Here is a 17,551-nt window from a genome sequence, read left to right as displayed (position 1 = left end):
CCGATAAAAAATAAAAAAGAGGCTGTACACCTAAGTGACGGCCTCTTTTCAATAAAATTAAATTCTAACTACTTTCAGGTTTTAAGCAGTAATCTGCTTTGGACCTTTTCCTTTATCTTCTTCTTTTTTATCTAATTTCTCAGATATCTTTTTTACGATATACTCTATCGCAATAGGGGCTATAATTGCAATCAATGCTTTAAATATTCTTGATTTCATAGTATGATTTTTTTAATGTGCAGATAAATACAATTTCTGAGCCATTTTGAAATTTTCTTTATAGATCAGTGTTTTAGAGGAGGTGATATTTTAGAGTGACAATTTTATGTTGTAGGGAACCACCCCGTCAAAAATTCTTTGAATTTTTGCCACCCCTCCACCGGAGGGGAATTCAACTCCGACGCATTTTAGTCATCACGAAAATCTTTGATTTTCAAACTTAAGGGAACTTCCTATTCGCAAACTATTGAGCTTAAAAATAACTTGAGCGTTTAAAAACCTTTGTCCCTTTTGCGGTTAAAAAATTCAGGAGTAATCAAATTAATCCTCATCGGGAATTTCTAAATTCTCATAGTTTTTAGATCCCGCCCTAAACTTATCCTGCAATTTTAATCTCAGTTTTCTTGGCTTATGAACGATCAGAGAATCTCCAAATCCCAGCAGCAGTCTTTCCAGTTCAAAATTAAGTTGTATACAGACTTTAAATAAGGTTCCTTCTTCTGTTTCGCTGATGATTTCCTGGCTTTTATGAATAGGTTTTGTTTTCACATACGGAGCATTGTGAGAATCTACAAAGAAAATCACATTTCTTGGAGCCATCGTATCTGAAACCGTTACGCCGACAATATCTTTAAAATATTCATCACCATCCAGATCTTTATCGATATACACAACATTTTCTTCTATGCCAATGCTTTCCATCCGGTCCAGGGCTAAATTATACATTTTGCCTTTATGCTGGCAGATCAGGAACCAGCGGTTATTGAACTCCTTCAGAAGCTGGGGATGAACCACATAATGGCTGGATTCTTTGGCAGTAAAACTTCGGTAGAGAATATTCAGAACTTTTTTGCTGGAGATACTTTCGTAAAGAATGTCGATATGTTCAAGCCCTTTCAGCTGTTCATTTTTATCCAGATGAATAATAGATTTCTGGCCTGTAGAATGAATGGAATCTTCCAGTTTCTGGATCACTCCGTTCATCTCTTTGAACATAGAGAAATCTTTGAACTGCTTAAGGATCTGAACGGCATTATTCATCGCTTTCAGATCGCTTTCATTCACGGAAATATTGTGGATGCTGTACTCAGGGTCGCTGTATCGGTAGTATTTCCTTTCATAGACTTCAATCGGCGCTTCATACCCGAATTTTTCGCTCCGCATATTTTGCAGGTCAAGCTGAACAGTTCTCCTGCTGACATAAGATTCTTTTCCTTCGAATTCAAACAAAGCATCAGAACACGCATCAATAAGATCTTCCAACGTATATTTGCGGTATTTGTTCTTAAGGCATTTGTCTAATGTTTTGTAACGGATCAGTGCGTTTTTATTGGATGACATGGTTGTGTGGTTTTTTGGATGGGTGAAATGTCAAATGTGAATAGTGAATTTTGCCTCGCAAGTCAGTTTTTTAATTATTTTGATAATTCACGATTCCCTTGCGAAGCAAAATTGACCATTGACTTAAAAAATTATTTCTCTTTCAATGCTTCTCCCTCGAAAGAAATCCCATCCCATCCGAATTCCATAAAGTTTCTGATATTCTGGTGATCCATTCCTTCAGGATTTTTTAGAACGTCTTCTCTGTAGAATTCTCCGAAAAGAGGAAGTACCTGCTCTTTTGAAAGTCCCTGAAGTTTTGCAAAACTGAAAACTTTGCATGAACCGTTATTCTGGCCTGCTTCATTCACTGTACTTCCGTTTTTAAACTCTGTAGGGATAAAATCATAGTGTTCATCGATATAGGCAATAACCTCTTTGAACTGAATGGTTTCAGGATTGTCTTTTAATTGTTCTAATAACATCATTTTTTAATTTTAAGAATTGGATTGTAATAAGCACTGGAGCGTTCTCCACTTTTTGACAAAAATAATTAAAATAATTTTATCTGCGCAGAATTATTGCGTACTTGTGCTGTTACTTTGCACTATCAAAATGACAATACAAATGGAATTTAACGGAAATCACCTGATTGAATTAGGGTACAGACCAGCCAAATGGTTTAAAGATGCCATTACCCATATCAACGAAAATAATCTGGACGAAGTTCAGATCAAAGAATATCTGGATCAGTTTAAGCAGCCCGATATCATTCCCCTTCATGAAACGGCGAAAGATTTTATCATCAATATCAGAGCTGAGCATGAAAGTGAAACGGATAATGTGGAAAAAGTGATCAACACCATGAAAGTCCTGATGAAAACGCCTACGCTGACAGCCGGTGCTCTGATGCCCGATGCCTGCCCTACAGGACCTGAAGGATTGATTCCCGTAGGTGGAGTGGTTGTGGCTAAAAATGCCATCCATCCTGGATTTCATAGCGCAGATATCTGTTGTTCCGTAATGCTTACGGATTTAGGAAACGTTGATCCTAAGGAAGTATTGGATGCCGCTCACTCAGTGACGCATTTCGGATACGGAGGGAGACCCAGAGGTGAACAGATGACAATGTCTCAGGAACTGATGGACGCTTTCAGAGAAAATGACTTCCTGAATGATGAAAAACTGATCAGTATTGCCCGTTCTCATATGGGAACTCAGGGAGACGGAAACCATTTCCTGTTTGTGGGAACATCCAAAAATACAGGAAATACGATGTTGGTTACCCATCATGGATCAAGAGCTCCGGGTGCTGCTCTGTACGATAAAGGAATGAAAGTGGCCAACCGTTTCAGACAGGAGATCTCTCCGGAAACTTTGAGAGAAAATGCCTGGATCCCTTTCGATACGGAAGAAGGACAGGCCTATTGGGAAGCCCTTCAGCTCATCAGAACATGGACTAAGGAAAACCATACCAATATTCATGATGCGGTTTTAAATAAACTGGGGACTGAAAAGCAGGATAGATATTGGAACGAACATAACTTCGTTTTCAAAGATGGAGATCTGTTTTATCATGCGAAAGGAGCCACTCCGCTGGATGATAAATTTATGCCGGATATCACAGGCCCGAGATTGATTCCACTGAATATGTCAGAACCCGTTTTGATCGTTCAGGGAAAAACAAACGAAAGAAACCTGGGGTTTGCACCGCACGGAGCCGGAAGAAATTTCAGCCGAACGCAGCATAAAAAATCATTGGCCCATAAAACATTTGAAGAGATCTTTGATGAAGAAACCAAAGGACTTGATATTCGTTTCTTCTCCAATGAAATTGATATCTCCGAACTGCCAAGTGCGTATAAAAGTGCTAAAAATGTAAGAGCACAAATTGAAGAATACGGACTTTGTGAAGTCCTGGATGAAGTGATACCGTACGGATGTATCATGGCTGGGGATGTCCAAAAGAATGCACCATGGAAAAAAAAGAAGAAGTATAGAAAAGCATAGTTTTCCCAATCAGATGATAAATAAACTAAACCTTATAGGCTTTAAAGAAATCTATAAGGTTTATAAAAAAACAGTAATGGGGCAGTAGCTCAGATGGTAGAGCAATGATCACTTTCCGCTGCTGGCAGACAAAGTTCCTATTGGTACATGGGTCACAGGTTCGATTCCTGTCTGCTCCACAATACAGATGAAAATACTTATATTTAAATACCATTGAAGTGTTTTCATCAGTCAAAAAACTAATAAGGCATACAGAGTTCCTATAATAGGTAATTACTCTCCGCCTTTTCTTACAATAATAGGTAAAAGGAGTTCCTATATGTTTCTTTAAAAACCATACTCCTCACTTATTTAATTTTAATCAAGATGAAAACACTTCAATTATTTAATGCCGTACTGGCCAAAAAAACGGACAATACCCCTTTTATTTCTGACGCTGGTTTTGTGATCGAAGCAGATGCTGTCTGGGCTAAAGACCAGATTATAAAATTTTATAGAAAAGAAAAATTAAATGGAAATGATCTTAACAAGACTTTCCATCAATCCTGGCAGAAAATAAAAGAAAGTACCAGAATCGAGTTGTTTATAGAACAGCTTAAACACTATATGTCTACATATGGAAGCCATTTTCAGGATCAAATTTATATTCCTGATGAAATATTGAATGTTCCCAATACAAAACTGGTTTTCAAAGTTATTAAAGCATATTCTGCAGAAGAAATGACTGAAAAATGTCTTGCACTGCTGAAATCAGGAATTGCTCTGAATGAAAAAACAATGAATGATGTACTTTCTGTTTTAACGAAAGAGCTGAATTATACTTTTACAGGAACAGAAAATATCAGAAATAAAGAAGCCATCGTTAAAATAGCCGATCTGTATCAGGTTTATCCCGCTAATCCGGTAGAATTTTTCAGATATGTAATTTATAAAACGACGGACACTACCCTTTTGATTAAAAATGAAGAACTGATCAAAGCGATTAAGGAAAGTAAATTCAATCCGTCAGGTTTATTTGAAAAATATGGACTGGAAAGACTTGCCCAGATTTTTAACAGATTCAAACCTTTGTTTTTAGCCTATAAAAAAAGATCGCCTAAAACCATCAATAAAATATCAAAACTGTCGAAAATCCATCACCAGCCATTGGTTTCCAATCCATTGAATGAAGCTACGCATACACTGCTGGAAAAAAATGACCTGCACTGGCTGGATCATGCCACTCCGTTTGCTTTGTTTAAAGCTTTGTCCGCCTGTTATTTAAGAATGTACGGTCAGGATACCTTTGTCTATAGAATCAGAAATGGAAAATCCTGGGTGAAAACAGGAAAAGCGGGAACAGTAGGTGAAAAGAACTATGATTTTATACTGAATTATTTAAAATCAAGATGTGATCTTTCCGGAAAGAAATTCTATTTCCCCGAAGATGTAGAATTTGGACTGCCGACTTCTGAAAAAATGTTTGTAGGAAATATTCCTGCCGGAACAAGATTCCTTGGTGAAAAACTGGCGGTCGGCATTTATTGGGAGGATGATTGGGGAGCGAATGATCTTGATCTTTCCGGATTGAATATCGGAGGGAAAACAGGATGGAATGCAGCGTATAACCAGAATAATGGAAGTCTGATGTATTCCGGGGATATGACCTCCGCGCCTAATGGTGCTGTAGAATATCTTTATGCTTCTTATGGGTTGAGCGCTCCTACGCTGATCATGAATAATGTCTATTCCGGAAGTTCAGATTGTGGGTATAAAATTGTGATCGGAAAAGGAGATCATATTTCGAGAGAATATATGATGAACCCTGATCACGTTTTTGCAGAAGTGAAATGTAATTCTGTTCAGAGACAGACGGTTCTTGGAATGTTGCTTCCGAAAGGAGAAAAACAATGCTTTGTCCTTCTGAATTTTGGCGCCGGACATGCCCACGTTTCCGGAAATTCCGAAATTTCGGTAATGGCAACACAAGCGCTGTACCAGCAATGGTACGAGCCCATATCCTTTAATGGTCTTGTTGCAGAATTAGGAGCAGAAATTACTTCCGAAAAAGAAGAAGCTGACTTCGATTTCTCATTCCATAGCCTTGAAAAAGATAGCTTTACAAAGGTTTTTAAGTAATATAAAAAAAGACAATACAATGCAAACATCTGCGTCATCTGCGGGAGAAATTCTCATATTTAGCAGAGATGCATCTCAAATCACTGCCATTTTGATTCATAGGATCAGAGTGGCATTTTTATTACATTCTATTAAATAAAATCATAAATTCCGTTTTTCCAGCCCAATACTTTGGAAGAATCTGCCTTCAGCCAGTTTTTAAGAATCGTAGCATAGACTTTTCTGAAATCTTCGGTATAGATCAGATCGCCTTCATTTAGTTTTTGAAGATCAGGAAGTGCGTTTAGTATTCCTTTCTTTTTAAGACCACCGCTGATGAAAAACATTTGATTGGCAGTTCCGTGATCTGTTCCGTTACTCGCATTCTGAGCGACCCTACGCCCGAACTCTGAAAAAGTCATCAGCAGAACATCATTAAAAACACCGTTGCTTTTCAGATCAGCTACAAATGACTTTACCGCTTCATTAATGTCGCTGAACAGTTTGGTCTGTCTTTCATTCTGGTTCACATGGGTGTCAAAACTTCCCACAGAAAGATAATAAACCTGGGTGTTAATGTCAGATTTGATTAACGATGCTACCGTCTTAAAATCCTTTCCCAGTTGTGAATTGGGATACGCCTGATCTGTTTTTTTCGACTTGCTTTTTTCAAAAATATAATCTGCATTGTTGATCGTGGAACCAAGCGTCTGGTATAAATAAGAAACCGTTTCATCATCGTGATGGTAATCATATAAAGATTTGAAATACTTTTCCTGACTGGTCTGATAAAGTCTTTTGGGATCTTTGAATGCAAACGCCTTATTGTTTTCTCCCTTCAGTGCCAGACTCAGCATATCATCTACCTCCAAAGCTTGTGTGGGATGCTCACAACGGTAACATTCCTCATCCAGAAAACGTCCCAGCCATCCTGTTTCCAGAAATTCGTCACTTTTACTGGCAGAATGCCAGATATCCATACTTCTGAAATGAGATTTGTCCGGATTGGGATACCCTACATTATTCATCACAGAAAGCTCACCATTGTCGTATAATTCCTTAAAATAAGACAACGCCGGATTGATTCCCGTTTCGTCATTCAATGATAAAGAATCTTTGATGGCAATATGATTTCTTTCTTTAAAGTAAATATCATTTTTTGACGGGATAATCGTATTCAATCCATCATTTCCACCCGTAAACTGAAGCACGACAAGAATTTTCTGATTCGGTTCGAGAGCTTCATTCAATGTCATGGCTTTCAGGAAATTGGGCATCATCAGCGATGCGGTAGCTAATGAGCTTATTTTGAGGAAATCTCTTCTTTTGATTAACATAATTTTGTTTTTAGGTTAAATTAAAGGGGGCAGCTTACAGGTGACAGGGCTTGACTGTATTTTTTTAATGGTGGATGTTTTTTATCCCTGATCTGCTACCTAACACAACTGATATTCCGGCGTAGACATCAGATTAATAATATTCATTTTAATACTCTTATCCGAAAAATTCTTTACAGAATCCATGTCGAGGGTTTTCGTATTCTGGATGAGGTATTCTTCACAGTTTTTATCAGCGAAAACCTTTTCCAGCCTGGCCCAGTCAATGGTAATATTGGGATTTTTAAACGATTTATTCATGGTTGTTTCACGCGATTTCATGCCCATGTCAATATCGTCATCCTGTCGAGGACTGTACTCCAAAGGGCGCAATCCGGACCATATTTGCGGAATCTGAAGTCTGACCATCAGCGTAGAGCTGTCTATCCATGATTTTCCGTTGGGCCATCCGGCGACGTTGGGTGGATAGAGAAGCATCTGGCCAAGCAGTTTCTGATACACGATGAGGTTTTCCGGATTCTGAATGTTCATAGGGAGCACCCGCATCATTCCGGCCATCAGTTCGATCGGGGATTTTATCCTGTTTCCAATATTTTTTTTATCGTAAAACCAGGAACTCGAAAATATGTCAGACATGAGTTTTCTGATGTCATATCCGGATTGATGGAAATTTGTACTCAGTTGGTTTATAATATTCTCATCTACCTTTTCATTCACGAAAAACTTATATATTTTAGTTGTAATAAAGGTGGCAGTCGCTTTTTGTTCAAGGATGATATTGAGGATGTCGGTTCCGGTGAAGTTTCCTGTTTTCCCTAAAAATGTCTTGGATGCATCATCGTGAAGGTTTTTTCGCTCTTTAAAATTGCCTTCCTTATCATATCCCCAGCCTGTCAGTGCTCTTGCTCCTTCCCTGATGTCTTTTTCCGTGTAATTTCCCCTTCCCATGGTAAACAGTTCCATGACTTCGCGGGCAAAGTTTTCATTCGGATGATCTTTTTTATTCTGTTGATTATTGAGAAAATTCAGCATGGCAGGGGACTGGCTTACTTCGAAGAGAAGATATTTAAAATTACCCAGCGCATTCTTTCTGATGGTATTCAGAAGCTGCTTACTGAATTTTGAATTGTTGACCCTTGATGCAAAATGTCCGTGCCAGAAAAAGGCCATCTTCTCTCTCAGCTGATCCTTACTGTTCACCATCTCATTCAGAAAATTCAGGTTCAGTTCATTGCTTTGTTCCCTGATGATCCGTTGCATTTCCTTTTTCTTATCAGCCGGAGTTCTGCTGTCCATCATATCGTCTGAAATTACAGTATCAGGCGTGTCATAGTTGATTTCTGTATATTTTTGTTCTTTGAATAATTCATTAACAAGCGTTTTTACGCTGGTATTTTTCAAATCCCCGATCTGGTTGATTCCGGCTCCGAAACCGGCACGCCAAAGAAGATGTTTATTGTATAATAGTGAATCGGTCATGTTGATAGAATTTAATTTTTTGATGATAAAGAAGGAGAAAGGTTAAAATAATAACGGTTAAGAATTTGTAATCGTATGAATTTTAAGATTTAACTTAAACAATCATTTAAATTTAATATAAATTAACATATTGATAATCATTGTTTTGTATGGGCGGCGAGTGTTAAAATCCATCACTAAGCCTCCCTTGGCACGATTTTTACAGCTTATTGGATTAGTAAAATTTAAAATTAGAGTTATGAAAATGTTAAAACAAACAATATTACTGGCTGGAATCTTAACAGCAGGTATCGCAAGTGCACAAAGCTCAAAGATGAACAATATGATCAAGGTGGGTGCAAATGTTGGTTTAGCAGTTCCTTCAGATAATCTTTCTGCTGCTGCAGGGGTAGATGTATCTTATCAGAATTTGATCACTCCCGGATTTGGATTAGGTATTGCAACAGGATATACTCATTATTTTGGAAAAAGTAACAACGGTTATGATAACAATGATGTAGGGGTAGTTCCTGTAGGAGCTTTAATCAGAATTTATCCTAAGCAGACTGGTTTCTACTTTGGAACAGACTTAGGATACGGTTTCCTTGTAGGAGATAAAAAAGTTGCTTCCAACAGTTCTGCCGACAGACCAGACGGAGGTTTCTACATCAAACCAGAGATCGGATACCACAACAGAGACTGGAATTTCTTCGTACAATACCAAAAAGTTTTCGTAGGAGATAAAGGCGATATCGCCGGACAGGACTACAATGTGGGGAATATCGGACTTGGTTTCGGATACAATATTCCATTAGGAAAATAGTTAGATTTTTATATAAACAATTATTAGCCAAACCTTTTTATGAAAATGAAAAGGTTTTTTGCTTCCCTGCAAGATTTACGAAAACAATTATTATATTTGATAAAATTTGAGGTTATGATTTTGAATCCAAAATTTCCGCTTTATTTACCAGGAGTAGAGAACAGTAATAATGATAATGTAACGATCATTGGGGCCAGTCTCCGTGAAGATATAACCATCTTAGGCTTTTTTGTTTCCGGTAACGGAGGTCTTGAGATAAAAATTCAGAATGAATATAGTACGAAAGACTATGCATCATTTTCTGATATATTAAAAAAATTCATTCAGGATAATCAGCTGGAGAATGTAAAACGTCTTTCTGTAGCGGTTCCCGGACCCGTAATTGATGGGAAGAGTAGCCCTGCAAGGCTAGGTTGGGACTTGAATATTGAAGAATATACCAGAGATTTCGGTTTTGAGAAAGCGGATATGCTGAATGACCTTGAAGCTTCTGCCTACGGAATGGGACTTCTAGAAGATAATGATTTGGATCCTATCTACACCAGTGGTCATCTTGAAAAAGGAAATGTAGCCATCCTTGCTCCCGGAAACGGACTGGGGGAAGCCGGATATTTCTTTGACGGAAAATACCTGAGACCTTTCGCCACAGAAGGAGGGCATTCAGAATTCTCTCCGAGAACCAATGTAGAAGTTGAATTTTATCAGTTCCTGAACAATATCTACGGTATTGTGAGCTGGGAAAATGTATTGTCTAAAACCGGTCTTTTCAATATCTACAGATTCTTAAGAGACGTAAAAAGACATCCTGAGCCGGAATGGCTGGCTGAACGTATTTCAGGAGGAAATTTTGTTCAGGAGATTTACAAAGCGGCGGTAGAAGAAGATGTGCTGATTTGTAAAATTGCTCTGGATACATTCATAGAGTTTATGGCAAGAGAAGCGAACAACCTTGTGTTAAAGCTTAAGGCTACCGGAGGACTTTTAATTTCAGGAGATATTCCACAGACCATCAGAGAATATATAGACAAAGGAAAATTCTATGATAAGTTTAAAATAAGTGACAAGATGGAGGAGCTGTTGAAAAGCACGCCGATCTATCTGGTAAAACAAAACCATACGGCATTGAAAGGTGCCGCATTATACACTGCTTATTATCAAAATTAAAATACAAAACTCCGAAACTTTCGGAGTTTTTTTATGGGATGATATTATTCATAAAAATAATTACTTTTATTGATATACATCAATGAAATCTATCGGATAAGTTGGCTACATTTGCAGCATTAAACAAGTAAATAACTTTATTCAAATGAAAAAAATATTCTTATTAGCAGTTGTAGCCAGTGGTTTGGCATTCGGTCAGTCAAAAAAAGTAGTAGCATCTGATGTTCACTGGTGGGGATACAAAGTAGCTAAATCTGAGGCAAGCTCTCATGACGGTACGGTAAAAGTAAAGTCCGGAGACATGATCATGAAAGGGAATGCTCTTGTAGGAGGAAGCTTTGTATTGGATATGACTTCTATCAACGCTACTGATCTTTCAGGAGAATATCAGCAGAAATTGAACGGACACCTTAAGAACGGTGACTTCTTCGAAGTTGAAAAATTCCCTACTGCTTCTTTCAAAATCACTTCTGTAAAGAAAAACAGCGATAAGATTTACAACTCTTTAGTAACAGGAAACCTTACCGTGAAAGGAAAAACAAGCCCAATTACTTTCCCTGCAAAGATTGCTTACAGCAAAGGAGTGGTAAGCTTGGTTTCTGATAAATTCGCTTTCGACAGACAGAAATTTGACGTTGCTTACAAGTCTACCATGCAAGATGTTTTTGTGAAAGATGACATCGAAATGATTGTAAAGGTGACTGCTAAATAATTTAATCAAAAAAAGATTGTTAAAAGTGTAGAAGTTCTACACTTTTTTTTATTTTTGTTGAATTGTAAATAAAAAAGAATGAAAAGATTACTATTGTTTGCTATGGTGTGTGCGAGCATATCATTTGTTTCTGCACAGAGGAAATTTGATAAAGTTTCAAAAGTGACTTCATCAGAGATCAGGTGGTGGGGATATAAAGTCGTTAAAACTGAGGCTTCTTCGCATTCAGGGACGGTAAAGCTGAAAAGCGGAAAATTCAATTTCGATAAAACAGTTCTGGTAGACGGAGAGTTTATTATAGATATGAGAAGCATGATGGCGGGAGATATTTCCGAAGAAGATCAAATCAAGCTTACCAATGAATTGAAAAGTACCAATTTCTTTGAAGTTAAAAAATTCCCGATCGCGAAATTTCACTTGACTAAAATTATTCCTTTAGCAAACAGTCAATACAATTCAACGATATATGGTGATATTACCATCAAAGGAGTAAGAAAAACGATCAGTTTCCCGGCCAATGCTTATGTAACTCAGTTTACCGTGGTGATTGAATCTGCTAAATTTTCATTAAACAGAAGAGACTTTAAGGTATTCTACCAGTCCTCACTGAAAGATTACTTCATCAAGGATGAAATGGATTTCCAATTCAAAGTTTCTACAGAAAAACTGGATAATGACAACAGAGTTCCTGTGAAGAAAAAGAAATAAGTAAAATATACGATTACCTATTAGTATGGGCGGTTTTTATAAACTGCCCATTTTTTATGCTTTAGCTTTAAATTCGATTTTTTATTTATATAGACAGTAAAACAAAATTTTGCGTTAAAAAAGCATCCAGTCAAAGTGAAGTCTTTTTTATATTCCAAACTTCGCACCTTTTTAAAGATTAAAAATAAGACTCATCTCAAATTTAATCTGGTTCTTTTCCTGCGTTTTTCATAAATTAGTCCTATGAAAATTTATGTAGTAAGTGGCCTCGGAGCAGACTTTAAAGTATTGGAAAGGCTGGAATTTCCCGAGAACTGTGAATTAATTTTTATAGACTGGCTTATTCCTGAGAAAAATGAGCCCTTTCATTCCTATGTTGAAAGAATGGCAGAGAAAGTAGATGTTTCAGAGCCGTTTTGCCTGCTGGGTTATTCTTTTGGTGGGATTATGGTTCAGGAGATCAATCAACTGAAACCAGCCCAAAAAGTGGTGATCATGGGAAGCATCAGGTCGGATAAAGAAAAATCTAAATTGATCAGGACAGGGGAGATTACAAAAATTCCAAGAATGTTTCCTACAGGAATGTTCAATGACAAAGCAGCTAATGTTTATTCTGTGGTGAGAAAATTGTTTGATCCGAAGAATCCAAAAATACTTCAATATTTTCAGGTCCGCGATCCCTACTATCTGAAGTGGTCTGTGGAAAAGGTCTCAGAATGGAAATTTGAGGAAACTCCTGGCGTCATCCAGATTTTAGGAGATAAAGATATTGTATTTCCTATTAAATATTCAAAACCGGATTATGTGATCAAAGGGGGAACCCATCTTTTTCCGGCTACAAAATACAAGGAAGTATCCAAAATATTAAAGGAAGTTTTTATTTGAAATCATAAAATTTAAAATTTAGTGTGTTTTTTTTAGGGGTTGATGTTTTAAAATAAGTGTTTTTATAAAATTTATATTTAATTTTGATAGGGTTAAATATAAATTGTATGAAAGTTGGTTTAAAATGGATTGTTTCCTTCTCTGTCATTACCCTTGTGGCATTCGGAGGATTATTCTGGAGTCCGATCGTTGATTTTCCCAATACGGGAGAGTTCCTTAGTGAAGATAAAATCGTAGGGGCAGATGTCGCATGGATTCTGGCAGCAGCGGGTCTTGTACTCCTGATGACCCCGGGACTGTCCTTCTTTTACGGCGGTATGGTCGGGAGGAAAAATGTGATTTCCACCATGCTTCAAAGCTTTATTGCCCTTGGTGTGATTTCAATTTTGTGGGTCGTTGTAGGGTTTTCTTTATCTTTTGGAGATTCTTTAGGTTTTGAAATCAATGGGGTTCATTACGGAATTATCGGAAATCCATTAAGTTATCCATTTTTCAGCCGGGTTGGGGTGCTGCCTCACAAAGCGCTGGCTTCTACTATTCCGTTTGTGCTTTTTGCTCTTTTTCAGATGAAGTTTGCCGTCATCACGCCCGCTTTGATTACCGGTTCTTTTGCAGAACGGGTTCGTTTTATCTCCTATCTTCTTTTCATGGTGCTTTTCAGCATTTTTATCTATACACCGCTTTGTCATATGGTATGGCATCCGGACGGACTTTTGAATAAATATTTTGGCGTAAAAGATTTTGCGGGTGGAACTGTCGTTCATATGAGTGCAGGTTTTGCTGCTTTGGCTGGTGCTTTGGTTTTAGGGAACAGAAAAAAACCTCACCATGAACCTTCTAATATTCCCTACGTCCTTTTAGGAACCGGAATGCTCTGGTTCGGATGGTTTGGGTTTAATGCCGGATCAGCACTCAGCGCTAACGCATCGGCCGCTATGGCTTTTGGAACCACTACGATTGCATCAGCCTCTGCCATGATGACCTGGATCTTTTTTGACCGGATCAACGGGAGAAGTGTATCTGCATTGGGAGCGTGTATCGGAGCGGTTGTCGGGCTCGTAGCGATTACTCCCGGTTGTGGCTTTGTCAGCATTCCTGAAAGTCTTTTTATAGGCTTTGCAGCCGCGATTGTTTCTAATCTCATGATGAACTGGAAAGCGCTGAAAAAAATAGATGATACGCTGGATGTATTTGCGTGTCACGGAGTAGGAGGGATTATGGGAATGATCCTTACTGCTGTATTTGCTCACGGTGAAAATGCCAGCCTTCTTCATGGGGGAATTGAAGTTTTTGCTCATCACATGATTGCTCTGGCTCTTGTTTCGGTTTTCACATTTTTTGGTTCGCTGCTTTTGTATAAGATTACAGATTCTATCATTACGCTCAGAGTTTCTGAAGAAGCAGAGTCTATGGGGCTCGATCTTTCCCAGCATGAGGAAAGTCTGAAATAGAAGATTTCGGAATTTTTAAATTATCATTATCCCTATGAAAGGCTGAATTTATTGGGATTTATCATGTATCTTTGTTTTTCGAGGAAAATGAAGAATCATCTATGGAATCAATATCGGTTTTTGAGATTATTAAAGTAGGAATAGGTCCTTCCAGTTCGCACACGATGGGACCGTGGAATGCAGCTTCTGCATTTATCAGAATTATAAAAAGGGAAAGATCCATCGCGGAAGTGAAGGAAGTTTTTCTTGAATTTTTTGGTTCTTTAGCTAAAACGGGAATCGGGCACGGGACGGATATTGCCGGAATGCTTGGATTGAATGGTGAAGATTTTACCACCATCAATACTTCAAAAATTGATGAAAAAATAGCGAAGATTAAAAATGACCAGATCATTAACCTGGGTGGAGAAAAAGAAATTCCTTTTGTCTACGGGCATCATTTGGTTTTAAATATGCAGAAATCCCTTGATTTTCATCCCAATGGAATGATTTTCAGAGCTGTTTTTGAAGACGGAACCGAGCTTGTTCAGGATTTCTATTCTGTAGGAGGTGGTTTTATTGCCAGCCAGGAAAAAAACTCTATAGAAAAACATTGTGTCCGTACACTTTATCCTTGTCATCATGGTTCAGATATTGTAAAATATTGTGAAAAACTGGGATTCAGCAGGTTTTCAGATCTGATCATGATCAATGAAGAAAGCTGGAGGACTCCGGAAGAAACCAAAGAACAGGCATTGTATATCTGGAAGAATATTAAAGAATGTATCTATAAGGGGGTCAATAAAGAAGGAATCCTTCCCGGAGGCTTAAATGTAACGAGGAGAGCTGCTGGAATCAACAGAAAACTTTTAGGAGATAAAATCTATAAAAATATTGACGAATGGTTTAAGCTGGTGGTGGATGCAGAAGAAAATTTTACCAATATCAATAAATGGATCGCCTGTTTTGCATTGGCGGTGAATGAAGAAAATGCGAGTTTCGGAAGAATTATCACGGCACCTACCAACGGCGCCAGCGGTGTTATTCCGGCGGTATTAATGTATTCACAGGCATTTACAGAATGTATCAGCGAAGATGATATCGTAAGATTTTTACTGGTTGCCGGAGAGATCGGAACGTTGTTCAAGAAAAATGCCACCATTTCTGCTGCAATGGGCGGATGCCAGGCTGAGATCGGTGTATCATCGGCGATGGCAGCGGCAGGACTTACCGAGATTTTAGGAGGAAGCATCGGTCAGGTATTGATGGCCGCAGAAATTGCGATGGAGCATCACCTTGGATTGACCTGTGACCCTATTAAAGGACTGGTACAGATCCCATGTATCGAAAGAAATACAATGGGCGCCATGAAAGCGATCACAGCAGCCAATATTGCTTTGGAAAGTGATCCTGCCAAAGCGAAAGTAACCCTGGATGAAGTGATCCAAACCATGTGGGAAACGGCTTTATCTATGAGTGACCGTTTTAAGGAAACTTCAGAAGGCGGACTGGCCATCGCGGTAAACGTTCCTGAATGTTAAGACAAAACATATTACAAAATATAAAAACCTTAGATTCATCATCTAAGGTTTTTTTTATGGTGAAATTTTAAACCATTAAGAGTAGTGAAGAGATTAAGATAAGTTCAGATAAAATCAATTTGATTTTTTTTAAGTGTAATTCTTAAAGCAGAGATCAACTTACTATCCTTAAAAACTTAAAATCCCTTAATGGTTAAAAAAAGAATTTGAACTACTTTTTATCAAATAGATAGGTTTTTCCTTTCTGAATGAGTTGCATCTGTTTGTTTTCCGGAATAAAGAGAAGGGTGATCCCAGCTTTTTCAAACTGGAATTTATTTTTTTCCATCTTTTCCAGAGGGAATTCCTGTTGTCCTGTTCCTTGCGCAAACAAAGATCCGTTTTTAGAAAATACAGTCAAAGGAATCGGGATTTCTTTTGATTCATATTCTCCTTCATATTTTTTTAGTTCTGGATCTGATTTTTCATTGTCAAATGATGGGTACTGGTAATCTCTTCCATATAAAAGATTTAAAATACCAAGATACAGATCATTATGGGACAGATTTTCTCCGTTAATGGTCACTGCGAAAGAGAGCTTATCATTCGGTTCGTAGGATAGAATAGAGTGAGACCCTGCTGTATCGCCACCATGTCCGTAGGCTATAACATTATAGAAAGGCACTTTCATAATTCCGGTTCCGAAAAATTTTTCCTCTTTATTGGAAGTCATCATTTCAAGAGTCTCTTTTTTAATGAATTTTCCGTTGAATAAAGCATCCATGAAAGTATTCATATCCTCTGTAGTAGAAACAATATCTCCTAAACCAATACAGTTATAGAAATCAAAATCAGGAACTTCTTTCCAGCTTCCTTCTGTGAATTTATAAGATTTAAATACATTCTTTGGATCGTCCAATACTGAAAAAGTATGTTGCATTCCCGCTTTTTCCAGGATATTTTCCTTTAAAAGGATATTATAGGGTTTGCCGGAAATTTTTTCCAGAATTCTGCTCAGTAGAAAATAGGCTGAATTGGAATATTGGGTTTTCTTTCCTGGTTCAAAGCTTACGCCCTGTTTTTTGATCTCTGCGATGATCGCTTTATCACCCACCGTTTTTCCAAAAAGCCAGTTGTCTTTTGCTTCCCCTACATAGTCGCCCAATCCGCTGGTATGATTAAGCATTTGATGGATGGTGATTTTCTTCGCGTTGGGAATGTCCGGATAGTATTTTGACAGCTTTTCATCCAGTTTAAGTTGTCCGTTTTCAACCAGCTGCATCAGCATGACTGCTGTAATCATTTTACTGACAGATCCTATTTGATATTGCGTGTTTTTATCATAGGCCACGTTGTTTAAGTGCTGTTGGCCGAAATCTTTATGGTATTCCTGAACGCCGTTTCTGAAAATAGATACACTGCCGATTCCCTGGTTTTTCTCTGCTATATAATTCAGAAAATGATCCAGTTTTTCTTTATTGATTGCTTTTCCATTGAGGTACGGAACATCAGAACTTTTAGAAGGAGGAATGTTTCTGAAAAGGTCTAAAGGAAGTATTTTTCCATTCTGGGTAAAGTTTCCTTCAAAATGATCTTTTTTAAAAACTCCCTTATAGCTGGCATTGATTTTTTTGATGCTAAAACTAAGTTCGTTATTCGTGAAAGCCGTTTCGTCTACGGTGATATCATTTTTGCTTTGTTTGGGACTGTTGAGCAGCGAGGAATAGCCTTCCGTACCTTTTTTGATCTTCAGTATCAGGGGCAATTTCATCATCTGGGTATCGATTTCTCCGTTCCAGGTGCCTTCAATTTGGGCGTGACAAAGGTGTGCCAGAAAGACCAGCACCAGTAAAAATTTGATTTTCATA

General features: G+C 37.9%; 15 protein-coding genes and 1 tRNA gene. 10 read left to right on the top strand and 6 right to left on the bottom strand.

What is annotated here, in order from left to right; genetic code table 11:
* Positions 1–81: 81 nt before the first annotated feature.
* The 3 genes from BW964_RS22495 to BW964_RS07360 all read right to left on the bottom strand — a co-directional run bounded on the left by BW964_RS22495 (position 82) and on the right by BW964_RS07360 (position 2,024).
* On the bottom strand, positions 82–219 hold the full coding sequence (locus tag BW964_RS22495) for a hypothetical protein (RefSeq protein WP_165570718.1): 138 nt from the start codon (positions 217–219) through the stop codon (positions 82–84).
* A gap of 321 nt (positions 220–540) precedes the next feature.
* Positions 541–1,560: a helix-turn-helix transcriptional regulator gene (locus BW964_RS07365; protein WP_076506082.1), complete on the bottom strand. Its 1,020-nt coding sequence runs from the start codon at positions 1,558–1,560 to the stop codon at positions 541–543.
* 131 nt (positions 1,561–1,691) lie between these two features.
* Positions 1,692–2,024, bottom strand: a complete 333-nt coding sequence (locus BW964_RS07360; protein ID WP_084175691.1) for a HopJ type III effector protein — start codon at positions 2,022–2,024, stop codon at positions 1,692–1,694.
* A gap of 142 nt (positions 2,025–2,166) precedes the next feature.
* Here BW964_RS07360 and BW964_RS07355 point away from each other — a divergent pair, with 142 nt between their 5' ends.
* The 3 genes from BW964_RS07355 to BW964_RS07345 all read left to right on the top strand — a co-directional run bounded on the left by BW964_RS07355 (position 2,167) and on the right by BW964_RS07345 (position 5,667).
* On the top strand, positions 2,167–3,549 hold the full coding sequence (locus tag BW964_RS07355) for an RtcB family protein (protein WP_076506079.1): 1,383 nt from the start codon (positions 2,167–2,169) through the stop codon (positions 3,547–3,549).
* Between the two features lie 78 nt (positions 3,550–3,627).
* Positions 3,628–3,728: transfer RNA gene (locus BW964_RS07350), tRNA-OTHER, on the top strand.
* Positions 3,729–3,915: 187 nt separating this feature from the next.
* Positions 3,916–5,667 (top strand): hypothetical protein, encoded by a 1,752-nt coding sequence (locus tag BW964_RS07345; protein ID WP_076506078.1) that lies wholly within the window; start codon positions 3,916–3,918, stop codon positions 5,665–5,667.
* 131 nt (positions 5,668–5,798) lie between these two features.
* Here BW964_RS07345 and BW964_RS07340 read toward each other — a convergent pair whose 3' ends face one another.
* The gene (locus BW964_RS07340) at positions 5,799–6,983 is read right to left on the bottom strand and encodes a DUF1501 domain-containing protein (RefSeq protein ID WP_076506076.1); all 1,185 of its coding nucleotides are present in this window, start codon (positions 6,981–6,983) and stop codon (positions 5,799–5,801) included.
* A 99-nt stretch (positions 6,984–7,082) separates the two neighbouring features.
* Complete coding sequence (locus BW964_RS07335; RefSeq protein ID WP_076506074.1) at positions 7,083–8,462, bottom strand: DUF1800 domain-containing protein; 1,380 nt, start codon at positions 8,460–8,462, stop codon at positions 7,083–7,085.
* Between the two features lie 238 nt (positions 8,463–8,700).
* Between BW964_RS07335 and BW964_RS07330 the strand changes: the two genes are divergently transcribed.
* The 7 genes from BW964_RS07330 to BW964_RS07300 all read left to right on the top strand — a co-directional run bounded on the left by BW964_RS07330 (position 8,701) and on the right by BW964_RS07300 (position 15,704).
* Positions 8,701–9,264: a hypothetical protein gene (locus BW964_RS07330; RefSeq protein ID WP_076506073.1), complete on the top strand. Its 564-nt coding sequence runs from the start codon at positions 8,701–8,703 to the stop codon at positions 9,262–9,264.
* A gap of 114 nt (positions 9,265–9,378) precedes the next feature.
* Positions 9,379–10,428 (top strand): glucokinase, encoded by a 1,050-nt coding sequence (locus tag BW964_RS07325; protein ID WP_076506711.1) that lies wholly within the window; start codon positions 9,379–9,381, stop codon positions 10,426–10,428.
* A gap of 145 nt (positions 10,429–10,573) precedes the next feature.
* Positions 10,574–11,140 (top strand): YceI family protein, encoded by a 567-nt coding sequence (locus BW964_RS07320; RefSeq protein ID WP_076506071.1) that lies wholly within the window; start codon positions 10,574–10,576, stop codon positions 11,138–11,140.
* 78 nt (positions 11,141–11,218) lie between these two features.
* Entirely contained in the window at positions 11,219–11,848 is a 630-nt protein-coding gene (locus tag BW964_RS07315; RefSeq protein WP_076506070.1) for a YceI family protein, read from the top strand.
* 243 nt (positions 11,849–12,091) lie between these two features.
* On the top strand, positions 12,092–12,733 hold the full coding sequence (locus BW964_RS07310) for a hypothetical protein (RefSeq protein WP_076506068.1): 642 nt from the start codon (positions 12,092–12,094) through the stop codon (positions 12,731–12,733).
* Between the two features lie 107 nt (positions 12,734–12,840).
* Complete coding sequence (locus BW964_RS07305; RefSeq protein WP_076506066.1) at positions 12,841–14,184, top strand: ammonium transporter; 1,344 nt, start codon at positions 12,841–12,843, stop codon at positions 14,182–14,184.
* A gap of 101 nt (positions 14,185–14,285) precedes the next feature.
* The gene (locus BW964_RS07300; RefSeq protein WP_076506065.1) at positions 14,286–15,704 is read left to right on the top strand and encodes an L-serine ammonia-lyase; all 1,419 of its coding nucleotides are present in this window, start codon (positions 14,286–14,288) and stop codon (positions 15,702–15,704) included.
* 211 nt (positions 15,705–15,915) lie between these two features.
* On the opposite strand, the gene BW964_RS07295 is transcribed toward BW964_RS07300, so the two are convergent.
* Entirely contained in the window at positions 15,916–17,550 is a 1,635-nt protein-coding gene (locus tag BW964_RS07295; RefSeq protein ID WP_084175688.1) for a serine hydrolase domain-containing protein, read from the bottom strand.
* Between the last annotated feature and the right edge of the window lies 1 nt (position 17,551).

Source organism: Chryseobacterium shigense, from assembly GCF_900156575.1.
GTDB classification, from domain to species: domain Bacteria; phylum Bacteroidota; class Bacteroidia; order Flavobacteriales; family Weeksellaceae; genus Chryseobacterium; species Chryseobacterium shigense.
The sequence above is the reverse complement of the archived record's forward strand: the minus strand, read 5'-3'. Positions and strand labels throughout refer to the sequence as shown.